Origin of the sequence: Sphingomonas naasensis (assembly GCF_004792695.1) — a bacterium.
Classification (GTDB): Bacteria; Pseudomonadota; Alphaproteobacteria; order Sphingomonadales; family Sphingomonadaceae; genus Sphingomonas; species Sphingomonas naasensis.
In genome coordinates this window covers 635,391-656,900 of record NZ_SRXU01000001.1, presented here as the reverse complement: position 1 = coordinate 656,900, position 21,510 = coordinate 635,391, and the positions used below count along the sequence as shown (strand labels likewise).

General features: G+C 68.6%; 25 protein-coding genes. 15 read left to right on the top strand and 10 right to left on the bottom strand.

Annotated elements, in window-relative coordinates:
- Window positions 1-4: 4 nt before the first annotated feature.
- The 3 genes from E5A74_RS03155 to E5A74_RS03145 all read right to left on the bottom strand — a co-directional run bounded on the left by E5A74_RS03155 (window position 5) and on the right by E5A74_RS03145 (window position 1,407).
- On the bottom strand, window positions 5-640 hold the full coding sequence (locus E5A74_RS03155) for a Bax inhibitor-1 family protein (protein WP_206365771.1): 636 nt from the start codon (window positions 638-640) through the stop codon (window positions 5-7).
- Between the two features lie 91 nt (window positions 641-731).
- Complete coding sequence (locus E5A74_RS03150; RefSeq protein WP_240699613.1) at window positions 732-947, bottom strand: HP1242/YdcH family protein; 216 nt, start codon at window positions 945-947, stop codon at window positions 732-734.
- 259 nt (window positions 948-1,206) lie between these two features.
- On the bottom strand, window positions 1,207-1,407 hold the full coding sequence (locus E5A74_RS03145; RefSeq protein WP_135982735.1) for a hypothetical protein: 201 nt from the start codon (window positions 1,405-1,407) through the stop codon (window positions 1,207-1,209).
- A 102-nt stretch (window positions 1,408-1,509) separates the two neighbouring features.
- Here E5A74_RS03145 and E5A74_RS03140 point away from each other — a divergent pair, with 102 nt between their 5' ends.
- Genes E5A74_RS03140 through E5A74_RS03125 form a run of 4 tightly spaced genes read left to right on the top strand, consistent with a single transcriptional unit; the run spans window position 1,510 to window position 3,336 of the window.
- On the top strand, window positions 1,510-1,848 hold the full coding sequence (locus E5A74_RS03140) for an ArsR/SmtB family transcription factor (RefSeq protein ID WP_206365747.1): 339 nt from the start codon (window positions 1,510-1,512) through the stop codon (window positions 1,846-1,848).
- On the top strand, window positions 1,845-2,315 hold the full coding sequence (locus E5A74_RS03135; protein WP_135982731.1) for an SRPBCC family protein: 471 nt from the start codon (window positions 1,845-1,847) through the stop codon (window positions 2,313-2,315). The genes E5A74_RS03140 and E5A74_RS03135 overlap by 4 nt, the downstream gene beginning before the upstream one ends.
- A gap of 2 nt (window positions 2,316-2,317) precedes the next feature.
- Entirely contained in the window at window positions 2,318-3,076 is a 759-nt protein-coding gene (locus E5A74_RS03130) for a DUF899 domain-containing protein (RefSeq protein WP_135982729.1), read from the top strand.
- Window positions 3,073-3,336: a hypothetical protein gene (locus E5A74_RS03125; protein WP_206365746.1), complete on the top strand. Its 264-nt coding sequence runs from the start codon at window positions 3,073-3,075 to the stop codon at window positions 3,334-3,336. The genes E5A74_RS03130 and E5A74_RS03125 overlap by 4 nt, the downstream gene beginning before the upstream one ends.
- Here E5A74_RS03125 and astD read toward each other — a convergent pair.
- Together astD and E5A74_RS03115 are read right to left on the bottom strand one after the other, a co-directional pair.
- Complete coding sequence (astD, locus tag E5A74_RS03120) at window positions 3,267-4,682, bottom strand: succinylglutamate-semialdehyde dehydrogenase (RefSeq protein WP_135982727.1); 1,416 nt, start codon at window positions 4,680-4,682, stop codon at window positions 3,267-3,269. The two genes, E5A74_RS03125 and astD, sit on opposite strands and share 70 nt — an antisense overlap.
- A gap of 198 nt (window positions 4,683-4,880) precedes the next feature.
- Window positions 4,881-6,233, bottom strand: a complete 1,353-nt coding sequence (locus tag E5A74_RS03115) for a protein adenylyltransferase SelO family protein (protein ID WP_135982724.1) — start codon at window positions 6,231-6,233, stop codon at window positions 4,881-4,883.
- An 18-nt stretch (window positions 6,234-6,251) separates the two neighbouring features.
- Between E5A74_RS03115 and E5A74_RS03110 the strand changes: the two genes are divergently transcribed.
- A complete protein-coding gene (locus E5A74_RS03110; RefSeq protein WP_135982722.1) occupies window positions 6,252-7,118 on the top strand; it encodes an alpha/beta fold hydrolase in 867 nt (288 codons plus the stop codon).
- Window positions 7,119-7,127: 9 nt separating this feature from the next.
- On the opposite strand, the gene E5A74_RS03105 is transcribed toward E5A74_RS03110, so the two are convergent.
- A complete protein-coding gene (locus E5A74_RS03105) occupies window positions 7,128-7,664 on the bottom strand; it encodes a hypothetical protein (protein ID WP_135982720.1) in 537 nt (178 codons plus the stop codon).
- A gap of 124 nt (window positions 7,665-7,788) precedes the next feature.
- On the opposite strand from E5A74_RS03105, the gene E5A74_RS03100 reads away from it, so the two are divergent.
- From E5A74_RS03100 to E5A74_RS03090, 3 genes are all read left to right on the top strand, one after another.
- On the top strand, window positions 7,789-8,922 hold the full coding sequence (locus E5A74_RS03100) for a glycosyltransferase family 4 protein (RefSeq protein ID WP_135982718.1): 1,134 nt from the start codon (window positions 7,789-7,791) through the stop codon (window positions 8,920-8,922).
- A gap of 66 nt (window positions 8,923-8,988) precedes the next feature.
- The gene (locus E5A74_RS03095; protein WP_135982716.1) at window positions 8,989-10,392 is read left to right on the top strand and encodes an NAD(P)H-dependent flavin oxidoreductase; all 1,404 of its coding nucleotides are present in this window, start codon (window positions 8,989-8,991) and stop codon (window positions 10,390-10,392) included.
- Between the two features lie 199 nt (window positions 10,393-10,591).
- The gene (locus E5A74_RS03090) at window positions 10,592-11,287 is read left to right on the top strand and encodes a glutamine amidotransferase (RefSeq protein WP_135982714.1); all 696 of its coding nucleotides are present in this window, start codon (window positions 10,592-10,594) and stop codon (window positions 11,285-11,287) included.
- A 16-nt stretch (window positions 11,288-11,303) separates the two neighbouring features.
- On the opposite strand, the gene E5A74_RS03085 is transcribed toward E5A74_RS03090, so the two are convergent.
- On the bottom strand, window positions 11,304-12,302 hold the full coding sequence (locus E5A74_RS03085) for a 2-hydroxyacid dehydrogenase (RefSeq protein WP_135982712.1): 999 nt from the start codon (window positions 12,300-12,302) through the stop codon (window positions 11,304-11,306).
- A 91-nt stretch (window positions 12,303-12,393) separates the two neighbouring features.
- Here E5A74_RS03085 and E5A74_RS03080 point away from each other — a divergent pair, with 91 nt between their 5' ends.
- Window positions 12,394-12,870 carry an SH3 domain-containing protein gene (locus E5A74_RS03080; protein WP_135982709.1) on the top strand — a complete coding sequence of 159 codons (477 nt, stop codon included), beginning with the start codon at window positions 12,394-12,396 and terminating at the stop codon, window positions 12,868-12,870.
- On the opposite strand, the gene E5A74_RS03075 is transcribed toward E5A74_RS03080, so the two are convergent.
- Window positions 12,867-13,145: a hypothetical protein gene (locus tag E5A74_RS03075; protein WP_135982707.1), complete on the bottom strand. Its 279-nt coding sequence runs from the start codon at window positions 13,143-13,145 to the stop codon at window positions 12,867-12,869. The genes E5A74_RS03080 and E5A74_RS03075 overlap by 4 nt on opposite strands.
- A 4-nt stretch (window positions 13,146-13,149) precedes the next feature.
- Complete coding sequence (locus tag E5A74_RS03070) at window positions 13,150-14,337, bottom strand: acetyl-CoA C-acyltransferase (RefSeq protein WP_135982705.1); 1,188 nt, start codon at window positions 14,335-14,337, stop codon at window positions 13,150-13,152.
- An 86-nt stretch (window positions 14,338-14,423) separates the two neighbouring features.
- On the opposite strand from E5A74_RS03070, the gene E5A74_RS03065 reads away from it, so the two are divergent.
- The 6 genes from E5A74_RS03065 to E5A74_RS03040 all read left to right on the top strand — a co-directional run bounded on the left by E5A74_RS03065 (window position 14,424) and on the right by E5A74_RS03040 (window position 20,258).
- Entirely contained in the window at window positions 14,424-14,684 is a 261-nt protein-coding gene (locus E5A74_RS03065; RefSeq protein WP_135982702.1) for a hypothetical protein, read from the top strand.
- Window positions 14,674-15,486, top strand: a complete 813-nt coding sequence (locus E5A74_RS03060) for a prepilin peptidase (RefSeq protein ID WP_135982700.1) — start codon at window positions 14,674-14,676, stop codon at window positions 15,484-15,486. The genes E5A74_RS03065 and E5A74_RS03060 overlap by 11 nt, the downstream gene beginning before the upstream one ends.
- Window positions 15,486-16,892 (top strand): coniferyl aldehyde dehydrogenase, encoded by a 1,407-nt coding sequence (locus E5A74_RS03055; protein WP_135983182.1) that lies wholly within the window; start codon window positions 15,486-15,488, stop codon window positions 16,890-16,892. Before E5A74_RS03060 ends, E5A74_RS03055 begins: the two co-directional genes overlap by 1 nt.
- Window positions 16,893-17,215: 323 nt before the next feature.
- Complete coding sequence (locus E5A74_RS03050; RefSeq protein WP_135982698.1) at window positions 17,216-17,671, top strand: MarR family winged helix-turn-helix transcriptional regulator; 456 nt, start codon at window positions 17,216-17,218, stop codon at window positions 17,669-17,671.
- Between the two features lie 68 nt (window positions 17,672-17,739).
- Complete coding sequence (locus E5A74_RS03045) at window positions 17,740-19,800, top strand: malate synthase G (RefSeq protein WP_135982696.1); 2,061 nt, start codon at window positions 17,740-17,742, stop codon at window positions 19,798-19,800.
- 56 nt (window positions 19,801-19,856) lie between these two features.
- Window positions 19,857-20,258, top strand: coding sequence for a hypothetical protein (locus E5A74_RS03040; protein WP_135982694.1), 402 nt, complete (start codon window positions 19,857-19,859; stop codon window positions 20,256-20,258).
- Window positions 20,259-20,261: 3 nt separating this feature from the next.
- On the opposite strand, the gene E5A74_RS03035 is transcribed toward E5A74_RS03040, so the two are convergent.
- Window positions 20,262-21,449, bottom strand: coding sequence for a BaiN/RdsA family NAD(P)/FAD-dependent oxidoreductase (locus E5A74_RS03035; RefSeq protein ID WP_135982692.1), 1,188 nt, complete (start codon window positions 21,447-21,449; stop codon window positions 20,262-20,264).
- Window positions 21,450-21,510: the final 61 nt, after the last annotated feature.

The window sequence follows — 21,510 nt, the reverse complement described above, 5'->3', positions numbered from 1 at the left end:
GCGGTTACTCCCGCTCGCCCATCAGCCCCAGCAGCAGCTGGAACATGTTGATCAGGTTGAGATAGAGCGACAGCGCGCCCATCACCGCGAGCTTCTCGGCCGCCTGGCTGTTGCCATAGACGACATATTCGCTCTTCAGGCGCTGCGTGTCCCACGCGGTGAGGCCCGCGAACACCACGACGCCGACGACCGAGAGCGCCATCTGGAGCAGGCTCGAGCCGAGGAACAGATTGACGAGGCTCGCGCCGATCACCGCGACCAGCCCGATGACGAGGAAGGTCCCCATGCCGGTGAGATCGCGCTTCGTGGTGTAGCCCCACAGGCTGAGGCCGGCGAACATCGCCGCGGCGGTGAAGAAGGCCATCGCGATGCTCTGGCCGGTGAAGACGAGGAAGATGCTCGCCATCGACACGCCCATCACGCCGGCAAAGGCGAAGAAGGCGGTGCGCGCGCCGGCGGTGGTCATCCGGTCGATGCGGAAGGTGAAGAAGAAGACGAACGCCAGCGGCGCGAGCATCGCGACCCACTTCAGCGGCGTGCCGAAGATCAGCGCGACCAGCGGCGGCGAGCTGGCGACGAGCAAAGCGACCAGCCCGGTGATGGCGAGGCCGATGCCCATGTTGCGATAGATGCCGAGCATGTGCCGGCGCAGGCCCTCATCGTAGCGGACCTGCGCGGCACTGGCGGCGCCGCGGTTGAAGGCGGAAAGATTGTCCACGTGCGTGGTCTCCTTAGGCGTGACGCGCGCGCGCGATCGCGCCGCGCGCGATGCGGCGCATCTCGGCCGCATCGGGGAAGTGGCGGAAGAGCCGGTCCTTGATCGCGAGCCGTTCCTTCTTGAGCCGGGTCAGCCGGGAGGAATCGGGGGCGCGACGCGCGAGCTCGCGGCGGATTTCGCGGTTGAGAAGACGGTGCGCGGCGATCAGCCGCTCGATCAGGATACTCACTTGCCACTCCATCGACAGTTACATCGATCGAGCCGGTTCTTCGGTGAGGGAGGAGGGGGCAGCCACCAAACCTGCACCGAGCTAGCTCGATGCGGTCCGACATCACGGGGCTTCAGGTGAAGCCGCCGCCAGAGGGGCCCGGTCCCGCAGTCTCGAATCTAGGGGCTGGGCCCGGCGGATTCAATGGCCGGCGCGGGCCAGCAATGTTTCGTTACAATTCTTCGCCGGCGCGCGTCATCCCCGCGAAAGCGGGGAGAGCCTAGCCCTTCGGCGTCACCCAGACCGAGACGGGGACGACGACCTTGCCCGGCGCGGGCTTGCCGATGTCGACGCGGTCGGCCTTGACCAGCTCGCCGGTCTCGAGAGTGAACGAGGCCCAGGGCTTGGGCATGCGGCCGAAGCTCATCTTCTGGATCGGCTGGCCGGTGGTCGAATTCATGATGGTGGCGATGACGGGCATGCAGCGCCGATAGCGGGCAGGGTCGGCGCCCGTCCAGCGCCGCAACGCGGCCATGCACAGCTAAATGCATTAGAATTGACTAATGCATTAGCGTAAACTAATATGAGTCGCATGATCCAGACCAGCCCGATCGATTCCGTCATGCGCGCGCTCGCTGACCCGACAAGGCGCGCAGTGTTCGAGCGCATCGCGCGCGCCGACGAGATCAACGTCGCCGAGCTGACCCGGGTCAGCGGGGTCACGCAGGGCGCGGTGTCGCAGCATCTCAAATCGCTCAAGCTGGCGGGGCTGGTCGCCGAGCGGCCGCAGGGCCGCAACGTCTTCTACCGCGCGCGGCCCGAGGGGCTCGCGCCGCTGTTCGACTGGCTGAGCCATTACGACCTGTTCTGGCGCGATCGCTTCGCCGACCTGCGCAGCCTTCTCAAGGAGATCGATCCATGAACGATGCCGAAGTGCAGACCCGCGCCCGCGCGATCGCGGTGGACGAGGTGTTTCCGCATGCGCCCGAGACGATCTGGAAGACGCTGACCACGGGCGCGTTGATGAGCCGCTGGCTCGGCATGGTGCCGAGCGACTTCGCCCCGGTGCCGGGCAGCCGCTTCACCTACCGGACCAGCCCGGCGGGCGAATGGGACGGCACGATCGAGTGCGAGGTGCTCGAGGCGGTGCCCAACCGGCGCTTCGCCTATTCGTGGAAGGGCGGGCATCCGGGCAATGCGGGCTATGGCTCGCTGCTCGACACCATCGTCACCTTCACGCTCGAGGCCGTCGAGGGCGGGACGCGGCTCCAGCTGGTCCATTCGGGCTTCGAGCTGCCGCGCAACGACACCGCCTACACCAATATGAGTGGCGGCTGGCGCAAGGTCGTGCCGCGGATCGGCGCGGTCACCGGCGAAGAGGAGCAGTGAGCATGTCGGAACTGCCGAAGAACCATCCCGCCGTGGTCGCAGCGGAAGAGTGGGAGAGGGCGCGCACGGCGCTGCTGGTCAAGGAGAAGGCGCAGACCCGTGCGCGCGACGCGCTGGCGGCCGAGCGCCGGCGGATGCCGTGGATGGCGGTGGAGAAGGATTATGGGTTCGAGGGGCCGGAAGGTCGGCTCAGCCTGCTCGACCTGTTCGCCGGGCGGCGCCAGATGATCGTCTATCGCGCCTTTTTCGAGCCCGGTGTGTTCGGCTGGCCCGACCACGCTTGCCGCGGCTGCTCGCTCGGCGCCGATCAGGTGAGCCATCTCGCGCATCTCAATGCGCGCGACACGACGCTGGTCTATGCCTCGCGCGCGCCGCAGCCGGACATCGCGCGATTGAAGGCGCGGATGGGCTGGGACATGCCGTGGGTGACGATCACCGACGATTTCGACAAGGATTTCGGCGTCGACGAGTGGCACGGCCACAATGTCTTCATCCACGACGGCGACCGGATCTACCGCACCTATTTCATCAACAATCGCGGCGACGAGGCGATGGGGACGGTGTGGAGCTATCTCGATCTCACCCCGCTCGGCCGGCAGGAAATCTGGGAGGATTCGCCTGACGGCTATCCGCAGACCCAGACCTATAAATGGTGGAACTGGCACGACAATTACGAGGCCGAGGCGGCACCGGATCCCAAATGGGTCGAAGTGTCGGATGCCGGCGAGGCGGCGTTCCGCAACGCCGACACCGCATCGTGAACGCCGCCCGCGCCGCCGATTGGCTGGCGCTGGCGGCCACACCGGGCTTCGCGCTGATGGCGCTGCTGAGCGCGCAGGGCGGCGGCTCGGTGGCGATGCTCTGCGGCGCGGCGTCTCCCTTTGGCGGGATGACCGCGATGTATCTGCTGATGAGCGTCGTCCATGCCGGGCCGTGGCTGCGGCGCGCGGCTCAGGCGTCGCGCAGCCCCAGCCCGATCGCGGCGCGGGCCTGTTCCGATTCCGAAGAGACCACCGGATAGGCGCAATAATCGGCGGCGTAATAGGCGCTCGGGCGGTGATTGCCCGACCAGCCGACGCCGCCGAACGGCGCTGCCGAGGAGGCGCCGTTGGTCGGGCGGTTCCAGTTGACGATGCCGGCGCGGATATTGGCCCAGAACTGGTCGTAGAGCCGCGGATTCTGGCTCACCAGCGAGGCCGACAGGCCGTAGCGCGTGTCGTTCGCCTCGATGATCGCGTCCTCGAAGGTCGCCTTGCGGTAGATCTGGAGGACGGGGCCGAACAGCTCGACATCGGGCTTGTCATTGGCCTGGGTCATGTCGATCAGGCCGGGCGTGAGGAACGGCCGGCTCTCGATCGGGCGCTCCATATGCTTGAGCGGGCGGCCGCCCATCGTCGACAAAGCGAGGAAGCTCTCGGTGAGCATGTCGGCGGCGTCGTTGTCGATCACCGGCCCCATGAACGGCGCGGGGTCGGCGTGCGGCTCGTCGACGATCAGCCGGCCGATCAGCTTGTTGAGCTCGACCATCAGCGGGTCGAACAATTTCTCGTCGACGATCAGCCGGCGCGCCGCGGTGCAGCGCTGGCCGGCGGTGGTGAAAGCCGACTGGATGACGAGCACCGCGGCCGAATAGAGATCGGGGGTGTCCCAGACGACGATCGGATTGTTGCCGCCCATCTCGAGCGCGAGGATCTTTTCGGGCCGGGTGGCGAACTGGCGGTTGAGCGCGATGCCGGTGTTGGCCGAGCCGGTGAACAGCAGCCCGTCGATATCGGGGTGGCCGGCGAGCGCCTTGCCCTGCTCGGGCCCGCCGATCAGCAGGCGGATGCAGCCTTCGGGGATGCCGGCCTGGTGGAAGCAATCGACGAGGAAGGCGCCCGAGGCCGGGGTCTTCTCCGACGGCTTGAACACCACCGCGTTGCCGGCGAGCAAAGCGGGGACGATATGGCCGTTGGGCAGATGCGCAGGGAAATTATACGGGCCGAGCACCGCGAGCACGCCATGCGGCTTGTGGCGCAGCGCGAGCCGGGTGTTCATCGGCGCCTCGATCCGGCGCTGGCCGGTGCGCTCCGAATAGGCAGTGACCGAGATGTCGACCTTGCCGATCACCGTCTCGACTTCGGTGCGCGCCTCCCAGAGCGGCTTGCCGGTCTCGCGCGCGAGCAGGTCGGTGAAGGCATCGGCCTTTTGGCGGACGACATTGGCGAAGCGGCGCAGCGCCTCGACGCGATAGGCGAGCGGGCGCGCGGCCCATTCGGCCCAGCTGCGGCGGGCGTGGGCGACTTCCGCATCGACGTCGCCGATCTTCTGACGCCAGAGCACGGCACCCGTCGCCGGCTCCGTGGAGATGATTTCCGTTCCCGGCATTTGGTTTCTGGCTTGTATCCCCGGAATGTTGCCTAGCTCTTGCCCGAAACAAAGATGGGTTCCAACCCCCTCCCTGCCATCGTCACCCCTGCGAAGGCGGGGGCCCATCTCGTGTAGATGCCGCAGGCCAACGCGCCGCGTATCGGTGGCACATCCGGGAGATAGGCCCCCGCTTTCGCGGGGGCGACGACCAAGGCATCAGGCCAGCGCCTCGCCCATGCGACGGATCGCGGCGACCTTGGCGTCGAGGCGCGACCAATCGTCGTCCGCCGCGATCGCGGCCCAGATCGATTCGACTTCGTCGATCAGCATCGAGCAGGGCGCGGGATCGGACCAATAGACATGGTCGCGCGGCTTGCGCGGAGCGAAATGGGCGAGCTGCGCGCGGAGATCGGCAAAGGGCGCGCCATAGCTTTCGGGCAGCGCGCCGCCGAAAGCGTCGAAGAAGAACCGGTCGATCGGTGCGCCGGTCTCGACGAGCGCGCGCTCGATCGCGCCGACCAGCGCGCGATCGTCACCGGTGCCGCGCGGCACGAGGCCGAGCCGCCACAGCATCGCCTCGACGACCTCGCGCTGGAAGGTTTCGGGGAAGACGTCCATCGCCGCGATCAGCGGTTCCTCGTCGGCGATCAGGCGGAGCGAGCTGGCGAGCTGCATCACGTCCCAATAGATCGCCTCGGGCTGGCGCCCGAAGGCATAGAGGCCTGACTGGTCGAAATAGGCGGCGGTGAAGCCGGGCGCCCAATCCGGGGCGAAGCGCCATGGCCCATAGTCGAAGCTCTCGCCGGTGACGTTGATATTGTCGCTGTTGAGCACGCCATGGACGAAGCCCGCCGCCATGATGCGGCCGGCCATGCGCGCGGTGCGCCGGGCGACATGCGCGAGCAGCCGCTGCGGCGCGTCGTCGCCGGCGGCTTCGCCGAAATAGTGGCGCAGGACATAGGCGGCGAGCCTGGCGAGATTCCCGGTGTCCTGCGCATGAGCGAGGCGCTGGAAGGTGCCGATGCGGATATGGCCGTGGCTGAGCCGGACGAGCACCGCCGAGCGGGTGGGCGAGGGTTCGTCGCCGCGGTGGAGCTCCTCGCCGGTCTCGATGAGCGAGAAGGTTCGCGAGGTCTCGACGCCCAATGCCTCGAGCATCTCGGTGGCGAGGATCTCGCGGACGCCGCCCTTGAGGGTGAGGCGGCCGTCGCCGAAGCGGCTGTACGGCGTCTGGCCCGAGCCCTTGGTGCCGAGGTCCATCAGCCGGCCGGCGGTATCGGTCATCTGGGCGAACAGGAAGCCGCGGCCGTCGCCGATATCGGGATTGTACACGCGGAACTGGTGGCCGTGATAGCGCAGCGCCAGCGGCTGCGGGAGCGTGCCAGGGAGGGGCTCGAATCGCCCGAAATGCGCGATCCACTGCGCGTCGCTCAGCGCGTCGAGGCCGACCTCGGCGGCGGCACGGTCGTTGCGGAAGCGCAGGATCGTCCGGGGGAAGCGCGCGGCGGTGACGGGATCGTAGAAGGCGTCGCCGAGTTCGAGGATCGCCTGTTGCGGAGTGAATGCCATGCGGCGATATGGGGAGCGATGGGCGAGCGGCGCAACTATACCGACGGGTTTTGGTGGTCGAAGGACGGCCTGAGGCTGCATTACCGCGACTATGCCGGGGCGGACGACCGGCCGCCGGTGCTCTGCTTTCCCGGGCTGACCCGCAACGCCCGCGACTATGACGGGCTGGCCAGCCGGCTGGCAGGCGCGCGGCGGGTGCTCTGCATCGAGTTCCGCGGGCGCGGCGAAAGCGCCTATGCCAAGGACCCGATGTCCTATGTGCCCTTGACCTATTTGCAGGACGTCGAGGCGCTGCTCGCCGACCTCGGTATCACCCGGTTCGTCGCGGTGGGGACGTCGCTCGGCGGGATCGTGACGATGCTGCTCGCGGCGACCGACGGCGCGAAGATCGCCGGCGCGGTGCTCAACGATGTCGGCCCCGAGCTCGATCCGGGCGGGCTGGCGCGGATCCGCTCCTATGTCGGCAAGGCAGTGTGGCACCCGACCTGGATGCACGCCGCGCGCGCGCTCGCCGAAAACAACGCCGATGTCTATCCCGGCTACGGGATCGAGGATTGGTTGCGCATGGCCAAGCGGCTCTATCGGGTGAACAGCTCGGGGCGGATCGTGCTCGATTACGACATGAAGATCGCCGAGCCGTTCCGCGTGCCGGGCAACGAGGCGGGGCCGGACATGTGGCCGACGATCGACGCGATGCAGGGCAAGCCGCTGCTGATCGTCCGCGGCGAGCGCTCGGACATCCTCGGCGCCGCGACGGCGGACAAGATGGTCGCGCGGGTAAAGGGCGCCGAACTGGTGACGGTGCCCGGCGTGGGCCATGCGCCGACGCTCGACGAGCCCGAGGTGGTGGAAGCGATCGAGCGGCTGCTGGCGAAGGTCGCCTGACGCCGCGCCTCAGATGCCCATCACGGCTTCCCACCAGGCAAGGCTGTAGTGGGTGCGTCGCTCGAAGCGGAATATGTGGGTGAAGGATCTCCGCGCCTCCGGCCCCTTGCCGATGACCGAAACCTCGATCGGGTCGCGAAGCGTTCGCGGCGACAAATCGACGACGAAATGGCAGACGTCATCGACGTTCGGCGTGACCGCATCGGGCGCGCTCTTCTCGCAGGTGACGATCTGTGGGGCAGCGCCGGTGCCGCCGGCACGGACGCGGAGCTCGAAAGCGGCCACATCCGTCCCGCGCCCGCCGGCGAAGCGGCCGTTGATCCGCGCCCGATCCGAATAGGCCACGTCGTGCAGCCATGAATCGGGAGGGACTTTCTCGATCAGGTCGGTCCAGTGCCTTAGATCCAGCGTCAGCCCGTGCGCCGAAGCGGGCGCCGATACGGGTTCGGTGGTGCGCACCACGCCCTGCGAGAGAAGGAGGCCCGAGACCGCCAGCACCGGCAGGCCGACCAGTCCGAAACAGCCATAAGTGACAAGGGGGTGCATGGGGCGAAGCTACGCGTCCGCCGCCGCAGCGCAAGATATGCTTGCCCGAGACGGGCGGGGCATCCCGGTAAGAGGGAGTTTGAGGTGACGGACGCGCGTCCGGGCGCTAATCACCCGCTCCGATATGCCCATTCACATCCTCCACCTCCATTCGACCTTCAATCATGGCGGCAAGGAAGCGCGCGCCGTGCGGCTGATGAACGCGTTCGGCGACAAGGCGCGGCACACGATCGTCTCGGCGATGCCCGACCAGCTCGGCGCGCGCGACGCGATCGCCAAGGGGATCAAATACGAGATCGCGCAGAACCCGCCGCCGCTCTCGGGCCGGCCCTCGGTCAAGCGCTACGAGGAGATCGCGCGGTTCATGCGGCGCTTCGATCTGGTGCTGACCTATAATTGGGGCGCGATCGACGGGGTGATGGCGGCGCGGGTGTTCGGCAAGGGGCTGCCGCCGATCGTCCATCACGAGGACGGCTTCAACCAGGACGAGGCCGAGCGGTTGAATCCGGTGCGCAACATGTATCGCCGGATCGCGCTTCCCGCCGCCAACGCGCTGGTGGTGCCGAGCCAGGTGCTCGAGCGCGTCGCGATCAAGCATTGGCGCCAGCCGGCGGCGCGCGTCCACCGCATCGCCAATGGCGTGCCCACCGCCTTGTTCGCGCAGAAGCCCGATCCCACGCTGATCCCACAGCTCCAGAACAAGCGCGAGGGCGAAGTGTTCGTCGGCTGCGTCGCGGGGCTGCGGCCGGTCAAGGACCTGCCGATGCTGATCCGGGCTATCGCGGGGGTGAACGTGCGCTTCAAGCTGGTGATCCTCGGCGAGGGGCCCGAGCGGCAGAACATCGTCGACGCCGCCGAGGCGATGGCGATCGAGGATCAGGTGATCCTGCCCGGATTCCTGCCCGAGCCGCACCGCTATATGGGGCTGTTCGACCTCTTCGCACTGTCGTCGAAGAGCGAGCAGGCGCCGATCTCGGTGATCGAGGCGATGGCGGCGGGGCTGCCGGTGGTCTCGACCCGGGTGGGCGACATCCCGTCGATGGTCTCGCCCGAGAACGCGCCTTTCCTCGCCCCGCGGCACCATGAGGTCGACCTGCGCGACCGCATCGACACGCTGGCGCGGCACCCGGATTCGATGCGTCATATCGGCGAACAGAACCGTGCGCGCGCCCGTGCGTTGTTCGACGAGGCGCAGATGATCGCGTCCTATGCGCGGCTCTATGGCGAGGCGATGGGACGCCCTGACGCACTGCAATAACGATTGCGGCTCGCTTGTTGGCGGGTTTTGCGTATAGCGTGCCGCGAAATTTCGGCGGAGGTACATTTGTTCAAGGGTTTGACCCCCATCAACTATAACGGCCGCGAAGTGTGGCCGCTGGTGGAGGGTGGCAAGGGCGTCGCTGCGACCAATCATGCGAGCGCGGGCGCCTGGGCGGCGGCCGGCGGCATCGGCACGGTGAGCGCGGTCAACGCCGACAGCTACGACGCCGAGGGCAAGATCATCCCGCAAATCTATCGCGCGCTGACCCGGCGCGAACGCCATGAAGAGCTGGTCGAATATGCGATCGAGGGCGCCGTCACCCAGGTGAAGAAGGCCTTCGAGATCGCCGGCGGCAAGGGCGCGGTGAACATCAACGTGCTGTGGGAAATGGGCGGCGCGCAGCGCGTGCTCCACGGCGTGCTCGAGCGCACCCGCGGCATGGTGGCGGGCGTCACCTGCGGCGCGGGCATGCCCTACAAGCTCAGCGAGATCGCGGCGTCGTACAACGTCTCCTATCTGCCGATCGTCAGCTCGGGCCGCGCCTTCCGCGCGCTGTGGAAGCGCGCTTATTCGAAGGCGGCGGAGTGGCTCGCGGCGGTAGTCTATGAGGATCCGTGGCTCGCCGGCGGGCACAACGGCCTGTCCAACGCCGAGGACCCGCTGGTGCCGCAGGACCCCTATCCGCGCGTCCGCGACCTGCGCGCGACGATGCGCGAGGGCGGCATCTCCGACGACGTGCCGATCGTGATGGCGGGCGGCGTCTGGTATCTGCGCGACTGGAGCGACTGGATCGACAATCCCGAGCTCGGCAAGATCGCCTTCCAGTTCGGCACCCGGCCGCTGCTCACCCAGGAGAGCCCCATCCCCGAGGAGTGGAAGGCGCGGCTGATGACGCTCGACGAGGGCGACGTGCTGCTCCACCGCTTCTCGCCGACGGGTTTCTATTCCTCGGCGGTGCGCAATCCGTTCCTGCGCAACCTCGAGGCGCGTTCGGACCGGCAGATCGCCTATTCGACCGAGCATGCCGGCGATCACACCTTCCAGCTCGACGTGGGCGTGAAGGGCAAGAATTTCTGGGTGACCCGCAACGACCTGCTGCGCGCGCGCCAATGGTTCGGCGAAGGCTTCACCTCGGCGCTCAAGACCCCGGACAACACGCTGGTCTTCGTCACCGAGGAAGAGAAGGGCGTGATCCGCAAGGACCAGGCCGATTGCATGGGCTGCCTCAGCCAGTGCCAGTTCTCGTCCTGGGCCGACACCGAGACGAATTCGACCGGCCGGCTGGCGGACCCGCGCAGCTTCTGCATCCAGAAGACGCTGCAGGACATCGCGCATGGCGGCCCGGTCGAGCAGAATCTCATGTTCGCGGGGCACAACGCCTATAACTTCAAGCGCGACCCCTTCTATTCGAACGGGTTCGTGCCGACGGTGAAGCAACTCGTCGACCGGATCCTGACCGGCGATTGATCCTTCCTTTTCCTCCCTCGCGCAGCGGGGGAGGGGGACCACGAAGTGGTGGAGGGGGCATCTCCGCGAGGGACGTCGCTCGTGGAGATGCCCCCTCCGTCGCCTTCGGCGCCACCTCCCCCGCTGCGCGAGGGAGGATTTGATCGCTCCCAAGAAAACCTGGTCTTTCGATCGGCGTTCGGACCGCTAGGCTGGCGGCATGAAGACCGGTCTGATCATCCGCCACACGCCCTATGAGGGCATTGCCGGGTTTCGCGAACCGATCGAGGCGGCGGGCTATGTGCTCGACCGCGTCGACGTCACCGATCCCGGCTTCTCCGGCCTCGACTTCAATGCGCCCGATCTGCTGCTGATGATGGGCGGGCCGATGGGCGTCTATGAGCGCGACGCGCATCCATGGATCGCGCACGAGCTCGACCGGCTCGCCCAGCGGATCGCGCGCGGGCTGCCGACTTTGGGGGTGTGCCTCGGCGCGCAGATGGTCGCGGCGGCGATGGGCGCGGAGGTGCGGCCGGGGCCCGTGAAGGAAGTGGGCTTCACCCCGGTGGCGCTCAACCGCGCGGGCGCGGATTCGCCGCTGCGCCATGTCGCCGACGTGCCGGTGCTGCATTGGCATGGCGACACGTTCGACTTGCCCGACGGGGTCGAGCTGCTCGCCTCGACATCGGCCTATCCGCATCAGGCATTCCGCCGCGGCCCCGAATTGCTCGCGCTGCAATTCCATGCCGAGATGGGCGAGGATCCGCGGTTCGAGGCGTGGATCGAGAACGGCCCAGCCTTCATCGCCGAGGCCGGCACCTCGGCCGAGGCGTTGCGCGCGGCGCATCGCGCGCTCGGGCCGGGCGCGGTGACCGCCGGGCAGGCGATGATCCGCGAGTGGCTCGGCGGGCTCTAGCCCGCGCCGAGCGGCGTCAAAGCCAGCCGTCGAGGATCTGATCGGGCGGGCGATGGCCGTCGACCCAGGAGCGGATGTTGGCGATCACCCTCAGCCCCATCGCGTCGCGGCCCTCGAAGGTCGCCGAGCCGAGATGCGGGAGCAGCACGACATTGTCGAACGCCATCAGCCGCGGATCGACCGCGGGCTCGCCGACATAGACGTCGAGGCCGGCGCCGGCGATCCGCTTGCCCCGGAGCGCGGCGACCAGCGCCTCGGGATCGACGATCTCGCCGCGCGCCGTGTTGATCAGCCAGCCATTGGGGCCGAGCAGGTCGAGCCGGCGCGCGTCGATCAGCCCGCCGGTGGCGCCGGTGTGCGGGGTATGGATGGTGAGGATGTCGACCGCTTCGAGCATCGCGTCGAGATCGGCATGGAAGGTCGCGCCGAGCTGCGCCTCGGCGACGTCGGGGATGCGATGGCGGTTGTGATAGTGGATCTGGAGGCCGAAGGCGCGGGCGCGCTGCGCCACGGCCTGGCCGATCCGGCCCATGCCGAGGATGCCGAGCTTCTTGCCGCCGATACGGTGGCCGCGCATGCCGGTGGGGTGCCAGCCGGTCCACTGGCCGGCGCGGACCAGCTTGTCGCCCTCGACCAGCCGGCGCGGCACCGCGAGGATCAGCGCCATCGCCATGTCGGCGGTATCCTCGGTGAGCACGCCGGGGGTGTTGGTGACCACGATGCCGCGCTCGCGCGCCGCCTTGAGGTCGATATGGCCGACGCCGGCGCCGTAATTGGCGATCAGCCGCAGGCGATCGGGCGCGGCGGCGATCAGCGCGGCGTCGATCCGATCGGTGACGGTGGGGACGAAGACATCGGCATCGGCCATCGCGGCGGCGAGCGCGGCGCGGTCGCGCGGCGCATCGTCGGGATTGAGCACGGCGTCGAACAATTCGGCCATGCGCGCCTCGACGGCGTCGGGCAAGGTCCGGGTGACGGCCACACGGGGGCGGGAAGGGCGCGCGCTCTGTGCCATTCAGAGCGGATTGGCGGGCGCGGGCGCCGCAGTCAACGGGTTGAAGCGTGATGGCACCGCGCGGTAAAGCTGAGCGATGATAGGGGAACATATGCGGCTTCGCGGCTGGGCCGTGCTGGCGATCGTTGCGCTCGGGCTCGCCGCGCCAGCGATCGCGCAACGCAAGCCGCCTTATTGGGTGTCGATCGACGTCGACAAGGCGCGGATGCGCACCGGGCCGGGGCGCAACTATCCGGCGAACTGGCTCTACCAGCGGCGCAATCTGCCGCTCAAGGTGCTCGACGTCTATGGCGAGTGGCGCAAGGTTGAGGATCCGGGCGGCACGCAGGGCTGGATGCTGCGCAACTTCCTCGACGAGCGGCGCACGGGAATCGTCGTCGGCACCGTCACCGAGCTGCGCGCGTCGCCGGCGGCGAACGCGCACATCAACTGGCGGGTCGAGCCCGGCGTGGTCGGCCGGCTGAGCAAATGCGCCGATAATTGGTGCCGCTTCGACGTCGACGGGCGCTCGGGCTATGTCGAGCAATCGCATATCTGGGGCGTCGAGCCCGGCGAGACCTTCGACTAGGCGAGCTTGTACGGAGTTGGGTCGCCGCGTTCGTCGATCAGCTGGCGGGCGAGCGCGCGGCATTCCGCATAGGCGCCGTGCAGCGCGGGGTGGCGCGCGAGAATCGCATCGTCGGGATCGGTGGCGATCTCGCCGACAAGCGGTTCGGGGTCCAGCGCGTGCCGTTCGGCGAGCAGACGGAAGGTGCGGGCGCGCAGGCGGAATTCGAAATCGTCGAGGCGCGCCGACTCGACCTCGGCCTTTTTGAGCAGCGCGCCTCTCAGATCGAAGACCATCGCGTCAGTCCAGCAGCTCCACTGCCACTGCGGTCGCCTCGCCGCCGCCGATGCAGAGCGAGGCGAGGCCGCGCTTCTGGCCGTGGGTCTCGAGCGCCGAGAGCAGAGTCGCCAGCACGCGCGCGCCCGAGGCGCCGATCGGGTGGCCGAGCGCGCAGGCGCCGCCATGGACGTTGAGCACGTCGTGGGAGATGCCGAGATCGTGCATCGCGATCATCGCGACGCAGGCGAACGCTTCGTTGACTTCGAACAGGTCGACATCGCCGATCTGCCAGCCGGCCTTGTCGAGCGCCTTCCGCATCGCGAACACCGGCGCGGTGGTGAAGCGGGCGGGGAGATGCGCGTGCGCAGCGTGCGCGACGATCCGCGCGCGCGGCGTGAGCCCGAGCCGGTCGGCGACGCTCGCCCGGGTCATCACCAGGGCCGCGGCGCCGTCCGAGATCGACGAGGCATTGGCGGCGGTGATCGTGCCGTCCTTCGAGAAAGCGGGCTTGAGCGTCGGGATCTTCGAGAGATCGCCCTTTGCCGGCTGCTCGTCAAACGTGACGGTAGTGGTGCCCTTGCGGCCCTTGACCTCGACGGGGGCGATCTCGCGATCGAACGCCCCTGAACGCTGCGCCTTTTGCGCGCGCTCGAGCGAGGCGATGGCGAAGGCGTCCTGCGCTTCGCGGGTGAACTGATATTCCTGCGCGGTCTCCTCGGCGAAGCTGCCCATCAGCCGGCCGGGCTCATAGGCATCCTCGAGCCCGTCGAGATACATGTGATCCTTGAGCACATCGTGCCCGATCCGCGCGCCGGCGCGGTGGCGCAGCGAGAGATAGGGCGCGTTGGTCATGCTCTCCATCCCGCCGGCGACGATGAGGTCGGCCGAGCCAGAAGCGAGCGCCTCGGCGGCCATGATCGCCGCCTGCATGCCCGATCCGCACATCTTGTTGATCGTCGTCGCCTCGATGTGGTGCGGCAGCCCGGCCTTGAGCGCGGCCTGGCGCGCGGGCGCCTGGCCGAGCCCGGCGGGAAGCACGCAGCCCATATAGATCCGCTCGATCGCGTCGCCTTTGAGGCCTGCGCGCTCGACCGCCGCGCCGACCGCGGTGGCACCGAGATCGGTGGCGCTCGCATCGGTCAGGCAGCCCTGGAAGCTGCCCATCGGCGTGCGGGCATAGGAAGCAATGACGATTGCGTCGGCGGACATGTTTTTCCTCTCGATTGTTGGGGGCGATCTAGTGCTCCGCGGCGCGGTTTGCAAAAGCCCGCGCGCTGCCTCAGGGATGGTGCCGCATGACGCTTGTCGACATTCTCAAATGGTCCGCATCGATCAGCGGCATCGTCGCGGCGTTCATGGTGTCGCTCGATCTCGGGCGGCGCGTGACCGGCTGGGGGTTCGCGCTGTTCGTGGCATCGAGCATCTGCTGGATCACCGGCGCGCTGCTCTCCGACGATGCGCCGCTCTGGACGCAGAACCTCGCCTTGTTCGGAATCAACGTGTTCGGGGTGTACCGCTATCTGATCCGCAAGCGAAAGCCGCGCGATGACGATTGAGCCGTGGCTGCTCGCATCGCTGCTCGGCGCGCTCGGGCTGGTCTTCGGGAGCTTCATCGCGACGCTGGCGATCCGCTGGCCGCAGGGGCGATCGGCGCTGCATGGACGGTCGCAATGCGACCGCTGCGGCAAGGGACTGGGCGCGCGCGAGCTCGTGCCGATATTGAGTTTCGTGCTCCAGCGCGGGCGCTGCCGCGGGTGCGGCACGGCGATCCCTCCGAGCCATTTGCTCACCGAGCTTGCCGGGCTGGCGATCGGGGTGGCGGCGGCGCTCGCCACGGCCTCGACGCTCGCGGCGGTCGCAGGAGCGATCTTCGGCTGGCTGCTGCTGATGCTGGCGGCGATGGACCTTGCCGCCTTCTGGCTGCCCAACGCGCTCACCGGCGCGCTGGCGGCGACGGGGCTGGCGGTCGGGCTGCTCGGGATGGCGCCCGGCATGGAGGCGCGGCTGATCGGCGGGATCGGCGGCTATGCGGCGCTGGCGGCTGTCGCAGCGGGGTATCGCGTGATCCGTGGGCGACAGGGTCTGGGCGGCGGCGACCCCAAGCTGTTCGGCGCAATCGGCTGCTGGCTCGGCTGGCAGGCGCTGCCGCTGGTGCAGCTGGCGGCGGCGCTGATCGGAATCGCGGCGGTATTGGGGTTCATGATGGGCGGGCGCAAGGTCACCGCGACCGATCGGCTGCCCTTCGGCGTGATGCTCGCGACGGCGGCCTTCGCGGTGTGGATCGGTCAGGCATTGACGCCGCAGCCGGCGCCGGAGGACATTGTGGTCATCACTCAATTCGCAACGGAGCCCCGATGATGCGCGAACTGCTCGATCGCCAGCGCGCTGCGTTCATGGCGGAGCTGCCGGTGTCGCTGGACGTCCGCAAGGACCGGCTCAAGCGCGCGATCGCGATGACCGCCGGCAATGCTACGCGCTTCTGCGACGCGCTGAGCGAGGATTTCGGGCATCGTAGCCGCGAGCAATCGATGATCACCGATATCGCAGCGTCGGTGGGGCCGCTCCGTCACGCGCTCAAGCATGTCGGGCGTTGGGCGAAGGCCGAGCGCAAGCCGACGATGTTCCCGCTGGGGCTGCTCGGCGGGCGAGCGTGGATCGAATATCAGCCCAAGGGCGTGGTGGGGATCATCGCGCCGTGGAACTTCCCGGTGAACCTCGTGATGAGCCCGCTCGCCGGCGTGCTCGCCGCGGGCAATCGCGCGATGGTTAAGACCAGCGAGTTCACCCCGGCGGTCGCCGCGCTGTTCGAGGAGCTGGCGCCGCGCTATTTCGCGCCCGAGGAGCTGGCGTTCGTCAGCGGCGGGCCCGATGTCGGCAAGGCGTTCGCCGAGCTGCCCTTCGACCATCTGCTGTTCACCGGCGCCACGGGAATCGCGAAGCACATCCTCCATGCCGCCGCGGACAATCTGGTGCCGGTGACGCTCGAGCTCGGCGGCAAGTCGCCGGTGGTGGTGGGGCGTTCGGCGGATGTCGCCAAGGCGACCGAGCGCGTGGCGATGGGCAAGATGCTCAACGCCGGACAGATCTGCCTCGCGCCCGACTATATGCTGGTGCCCGAGGAGAAGGAGGCGGAGGTGGTCGACGGGCTGACCCGCGCGGCGGCGGCGATGTATCCGCGCCTGCTCGACAATCCCGACTATACCGCGGTGATCAACGACCGGCACCATGCCCGGCTGAGCGGCTGGATCGAGGACGCCCGCGCCAAGGGCGCCGAGGTGATCGCGGTCAATCCGGCGGGCGAGGATTTCGCCGGCTCGAACAGCCGGAAGATGCCGCTCCACATCATCCGCGGCGCCACCGACGCGATGACGGTGATGCAGGAGGAGATTTTCGGGCCGGTGCTGCCGGTGCGCAGCTACAAGCATATCGACGACGCGATCGCCGAAGTGAACCGCCGCGACCGGCCGCTCGCGCTCTATTATTTCGGCAGCGACGCCGGCGAGCGGCGACAGGTGCTCGACCGGACGATCTCGGGCGGGGTGACGCTCGACGACGTGATTTTCCATGTCAGCCAGGAAGAGCTGCCGTTCGGCGGGATCGGCCCCTCGGGGACGGGCGCCTATCATGGCGAGGCGGGCTTCCGGACGTTCAGCCATGCGCGCAGCATCTACCGGCAGACGAGGCTCGACGTGGCGAAGCTGGCGGGGATGAAGCCGCCCTATGGCAAGGCGACGCAGGCGACGATCAGACGGCAGATGAAATGACAAATCCTCCCCCGCAAGGGGGAGGTGTCGCCGAAGGCGGCGGAGGGGGAGGTGGGCGATCCACCAGCCAGCGTGCTTCCGCCCCCTCCGTCATGCTTCGCATGCCACCTCCCCCTGGCGGGGGAGGATCGAGGGCAAAAAAAAGGCCGCCCAGGAGGACGGCCGTTTGAAAGTTTTAGGAGAGGATGCCTGAAAGGCCCGATCTTTCTGCACCGCAGCGGGTTATGTTGCAAGTGCGAAGTGATACCGGTATCATTGCAGAAAATGCAATCGTTCAACGTTGTCACTTGCGCGGATGACATGTTGGCAGCACGGTGAGGCCGATGCCCGACAAGCTCAAACTCGACGAATTTCTGCCCTATCGGCTCTCGATCGCTTCGAACACCGTGTCGGATACGGTCGCCTCGGCCTATCGCACCTTGTTCGGGCTGCGGATCCCCGAATGGCGGCTGGTCGCGGTGCTCGCCGAGGGCGGGGCGATGAGCCAGCAGGCGCTGTGCGGGCGCACCCGGATGGACAAGGTGACGGTGAGCCGCGCCGCGATCGCGCTCGCCGAACGCGGGCTGATCCAGCGCGGCGCCAATCCCGAGGATCAGCGCTCGCATCTGCTGACGCTCTCGCCGGAGGGCTGGGCGCTGTACGAGCAGGTTTCGCCCAAGGCGCTCGAATTCGAGCGGCGGATCTTCGCGACGCTTTCGGACGCCGAGCGCGAACAGCTGCGCGCGATGCTCGAACGGATCGAGGCGGCGGCGATCGCGCTCGATCGCGGGGTTGATTAGCGGCCGCGAGGCCGATACTCCGGCGCGGCCCTCCCCAGGCACCGAGTGTTTTGCGAGGAGGAGTTTTCATGTCCGCTTATTGCGATCGCGCCGGATTGCAGGTTGCCGAGGTGCTCGCGCGCTTCGTCGAGACGCGGGTGCTGCCCGAGCTGGCGATCGAGGCGGAGGCGTTCTGGGCGGGTGCCGCCGACATCTTCGCGCGATTCGCCCCCGGGAATCGTGCGCTGCTCGCCAAACGCGACGACCTCCAGGCCGAGATCGACCGCTGGTCGGCCGAAAACCCGGCGCGCGCCGCTGATCCCGCGGCGCAGGAGGCGTTCCTGCGCGAGATCGGCTATCTCGTTCCCGAGCCGGCGGCCTTCACGATCGGCACCACCCATGTCGACGCCGAGATCGCGACGATGGCGGGCCCGCAGCTCGTCGTTCCCGCGCTCAACGCCCGCTTCGTGCTCAACGCCGCCAATGCCCGCTGGGGGAGCCTGTACGACGCGCTCTACGGCACCGATGCGCTGCCCGGCGCGGCGAAGCCGGGCGGCTATGACTCCGGGCGCGGCGCGCAGGTGATCGCGCGGGCGCGGGCCTTTCTCGACGAGGCGGTGCCGCTCGCCGCGGGTCGCTGGGCGGACCTGACGGGCGAGCCGGTGCTGCGCGATCCCGCGCAGCAGGTCGCGCCGTGGCTGTACCGCCACCACGGGCTGCACATCGAAGTGGTGATCGACCGCGCTCATCCGATCGGGCGCGACGATCCGGCGGGGATTGCGGACGTGCTGCTCGAGGCGGCGCTGACGACGATCGTCGATCTCGAGGATTCGATCGCCGCGGTCGATGCCGCGGACAAGGTGGCCGCCTATGCCAATTGGCTCGGGCTGATGCGCGGCGATCTCGAGGAGGCGTTCGACAAGGGCGGGCGGACGATGACGCGGCGGCTCGCGGGCGACCGGCACGGCCTGCCCGGGCGGGCGCTGTTGTTCGTCCGCAATGTCGGGCATCTGATGACCACCCCCGCGGTGCTGCTCGCCGACGGGGGCGAGGCGCCCGAGGGGGTGCTCGACGCGATAATCACCAGCCTGATCGCGCTCTACGACCTGCGCGGGCTCGGACGTTTCCGCAACAGCCGCGCCGGATCGATCTACATCGTCAAGCCCAAGATGCACGGGCCCGAGGAATGCGGCTTCACCGATCGGCTGTTCGACGCGGTCGAGGATCTGCTCGGGCTCGCGCGCCACACGATCAAGGTGGGGGTGATGGACGAGGAGCGGCGGACCTCGGCCAATCTCGCGGCGTGCATCCATGCGGTGAAGGACCGCATCGCCTTCATCAACACCGGCTTCCTCGATCGCACCGGCGACGAGATCCATACCAGCATGCGCGCCGGGCCGATGCTCCCCAAGGGAGAGATCAAGGGCAGCGCGTGGATCAAGGCCTATGAGGACCGCAATGTCCGCATCGGGCTCGCCTGCGGGCTCTCGGGCAAGGCGCAGATCGGCAAGGGGATGTGGGCCGCGCCCGATCGGATGGCCGATATGCTCGCGCAGAAGGGCGCGCATCCGCAAGCCGGCGCGAACACCGCCTGGGTGCCGTCGCCGACCGCGGCGACCCTGCACGCGCTGCATTATCATGCGACCGACGTGTTCGCGCGGCAGCGGGCGATCGCGGCGGAGCCGGTGCCGGGGCTGGCGCCGCTGTTGACGATCCCGATCGCGCAGGGACGCAACTGGTCGGCGGAGGAAGTCGCGCGCGAGCTCGACAATAATGCCCAGGGCATTCTCGGCTATGTCGTGCGCTGGATCGATCAGGGGGTGGGCTGCTCCAAGGTGCCCGATATCGACGATGTCGGGCTGATGGAGGACCGTGCGACGCTGCGCATCTCGTCGCAGCACATCGCCAATTGGCTGCTCCACGGCGTCGCCAGCGAAGCCGATGTCGACGCGGCGCTGCGGCGGATGGCCGCGAAGGTCGATGGCCAGAACGCCGGCGATCCGCGCTACCGGCCGATGGCGGGACGCGAGGCGGGGAGCCTTGCCTTTCAGGCGGCGCGCGCGCTGATCTTCGAAGGCGCCGCCCAGCCCAATGGCTATACCGAGCCGCTGCTCCACCGTTTCCGCGCGCGGGCCAAGGCCGCGCATTAAGCGGCGGTTCACGGCGCGGGGGAAAGATTGGCGCCGGGCAATGCAGGGAGGCTGGGATGCGCATCTTCGCGGCTGGAATTCTGGGGCTCGGCCTCATCGCTGCGGCGCCCGTTTCCGCGCAGATCGCCGGATCGATGCGCGGGCTCTCGGGGAGCCCTTCGATCCGCGGCGACATTCTCCGCGAGGCGCCCGCCGATCCGCGCGTCGCGCAGCGCGTGTCGATCGGCCGCGAGGTGCGCGACATCCGCGACCAGATCCGCGACGGGCGCGACGCCGGCCAGCTCAGCCGGCGCGAGGCGCGCGCGCTGCGCCGCGAGGGGCTGCGGATCGAGGCAGCGAGCGACCGCTATGGCCGCGACGGCTATTCGGACGCCGAGCTCATGATGCTGCGCAGCCGCACCGAGGCGCTGCGCAGCGCGATGACGGCGAAGCGAACCCAGGGACTCGCGGGCAAATAGCGCTCAGAGCATTTGCCCGGCGGCCCAGCCGCTCGCCCACGCCCATTGGAAATTATAGCCGCCGAGCCAGCCGGTGACGTCGACCGCCTCGCCGATCGCATAGAGGCCGGGGACTTTCCGCGCCGCCATCGTCTGCGACGAGAGCTCGGCGGTGCTGATCCCGCCGATCGTGACCTCGGCCTTGGCGAAGCCTTCGGTGCCGTTGGGCAGGAAGGGCCAGCCGGAAAGCCGCTGCTCGGCTTCGTGCAGCTTGCGATCGGGCAGGTTGGCGAGCTCGCCGGGCAGGCCGAACTGCTCGGTGAGCCGCTCGGCGAGGCGATCGGGCAGGGCCTCGCCGAGCAGCTTGCGCAGCGTCGTGCGCGGGCGCGCGCGCTTGGCCCCAGTCAGCCAGTGGGCGTCGTGATCGGGCAGGAAGTCGATCGCGATCGGCTCGCCATGGCGCCAATAGCTCGAAATCTGGAGGATCGCGGGGCCCGAGAGCCCGCGATGGGTGAACAAAGCCGCCTCGCGGAAGCCGGTCTTGCCGGCGCGGGCGATCACGTCGGTCGAGACGCCCGAAAGCTCGCGGAACAGCGCCTGATCGGGGGGCAGGGTGAGCGGGACCAGCGCGGGGCGCGGCTCGACCACCTTGAGCCCGAAGCGGCGCGCGAGATCATAGGCGAAGCCGGTCGCGCCCATTTTCGGGATCGACGGGCCGCCGGTGGCGATGACCAGCGCCGGCGCGCTGCCGTCGTCGACGCGGTAGCGGCCATCGGCATGATCGATCGCGCCGATGCTCCGGCCGGTGCGGATCTCGACCTGGCCGGCGGCGCATTCGTCGAGCAGCATCGCCACGATCTGGCGCGCCGAGCCGTCGCAGAAGAGCTGGCCGAGCGTCTTCTCGTGCCACGCGATGCGATGACGCTCGACCAGCGCGAGGAAATCCTGCGCGGTGTAGCGGCCGAGCGCGGACTTGGCGAAATGCGGGTTGGCCGAGAGGTAGCGATCCGGCGCGGTGTGGATGTTGGTGAAGTTGCAGCGCCCGCCGCCCGAGATGAGGATCTTCTTGCCGACCTCGGACGCATGATCGAGCAGCAGCACCCGGCGGCCGCGCTGCCCGGCGACCGCCGCGCACATCAGGCCGGCGGCGCCGCCGCCGAGGATGATCGCGTCATACTGGTTCCTGGTCACGAACGACCCCTCATGCGTCATGGAAACCGGGCGGGAAGCGCGCGCTCTTGCCCTGCCGTTGCGGCACGGTGGACCCCGGCAC

Bases quoted from the DNA above. Each gene is read 5' to 3' on its own strand.
- E5A74_RS03110 (WP_135982722.1), top strand. From the start codon at position 6,252: ATGGGCGAGCGGCGCAACTATACCGACGGGTTTTGGTGGTCGAAGGAC.
- astD (WP_135982727.1), bottom strand. From the start codon at position 4,682: ATGCCGGGAACGGAAATCATCTCCACGGAGCCGGCGACGGGTGCCGTG.
- E5A74_RS03065 (WP_135982702.1), top strand. From the start codon at position 14,424: ATGACGCTTGTCGACATTCTCAAATGGTCCGCATCGATCAGCGGCATC.
- E5A74_RS03105 (WP_135982720.1), bottom strand. From the start codon at position 7,664: ATGCACCCCCTTGTCACTTATGGCTGTTTCGGACTGGTCGGCCTGCCG.
- E5A74_RS03060 (WP_135982700.1), top strand. From the start codon at position 14,674: ATGACGATTGAGCCGTGGCTGCTCGCATCGCTGCTCGGCGCGCTCGGG.
- E5A74_RS03075 (WP_135982707.1), bottom strand. From the start codon at position 13,145: ATGGTCTTCGATCTGAGAGGCGCGCTGCTCAAAAAGGCCGAGGTCGAG.
- E5A74_RS03085 (WP_135982712.1), bottom strand. From the start codon at position 12,302: ATGGCACAGAGCGCGCGCCCTTCCCGCCCCCGTGTGGCCGTCACCCGG.
- E5A74_RS03050 (WP_135982698.1), top strand. From the start codon at position 17,216: ATGCCCGACAAGCTCAAACTCGACGAATTTCTGCCCTATCGGCTCTCG.
- E5A74_RS03100 (WP_135982718.1), top strand. From the start codon at position 7,789: ATGCCCATTCACATCCTCCACCTCCATTCGACCTTCAATCATGGCGGC.
- E5A74_RS03045 (WP_135982696.1), top strand. From the start codon at position 17,740: ATGTCCGCTTATTGCGATCGCGCCGGATTGCAGGTTGCCGAGGTGCTC.
- E5A74_RS03115 (WP_135982724.1), bottom strand. From the start codon at position 6,233: ATGGCATTCACTCCGCAACAGGCGATCCTCGAACTCGGCGACGCCTTC.
- E5A74_RS03040 (WP_135982694.1), top strand. From the start codon at position 19,857: ATGCGCATCTTCGCGGCTGGAATTCTGGGGCTCGGCCTCATCGCTGCG.
- E5A74_RS03130 (WP_135982729.1), top strand. From the start codon at position 2,318: ATGTCGGAACTGCCGAAGAACCATCCCGCCGTGGTCGCAGCGGAAGAG.
- E5A74_RS03135 (WP_135982731.1), top strand. From the start codon at position 1,845: ATGAACGATGCCGAAGTGCAGACCCGCGCCCGCGCGATCGCGGTGGAC.
- E5A74_RS03080 (WP_135982709.1), top strand. From the start codon at position 12,394: ATGCGGCTTCGCGGCTGGGCCGTGCTGGCGATCGTTGCGCTCGGGCTC.
- E5A74_RS03145 (WP_135982735.1), bottom strand. From the start codon at position 1,407: ATGCCCGTCATCGCCACCATCATGAATTCGACCACCGGCCAGCCGATC.
- E5A74_RS03055 (WP_135983182.1), top strand. From the start codon at position 15,486: ATGCGCGAACTGCTCGATCGCCAGCGCGCTGCGTTCATGGCGGAGCTG.
- E5A74_RS03070 (WP_135982705.1), bottom strand. From the start codon at position 14,337: ATGTCCGCCGACGCAATCGTCATTGCTTCCTATGCCCGCACGCCGATG.
- E5A74_RS03140 (WP_206365747.1), top strand. From the start codon at position 1,510: ATGAGTCGCATGATCCAGACCAGCCCGATCGATTCCGTCATGCGCGCG.
- E5A74_RS03155 (WP_206365771.1), bottom strand. From the start codon at position 640: ATGCTCGGCATCTATCGCAACATGGGCATCGGCCTCGCCATCACCGGG.
- E5A74_RS03035 (WP_135982692.1), bottom strand. From the start codon at position 21,449: ATGACGCATGAGGGGTCGTTCGTGACCAGGAACCAGTATGACGCGATC.
- E5A74_RS03090 (WP_135982714.1), top strand. From the start codon at position 10,592: ATGAAGACCGGTCTGATCATCCGCCACACGCCCTATGAGGGCATTGCC.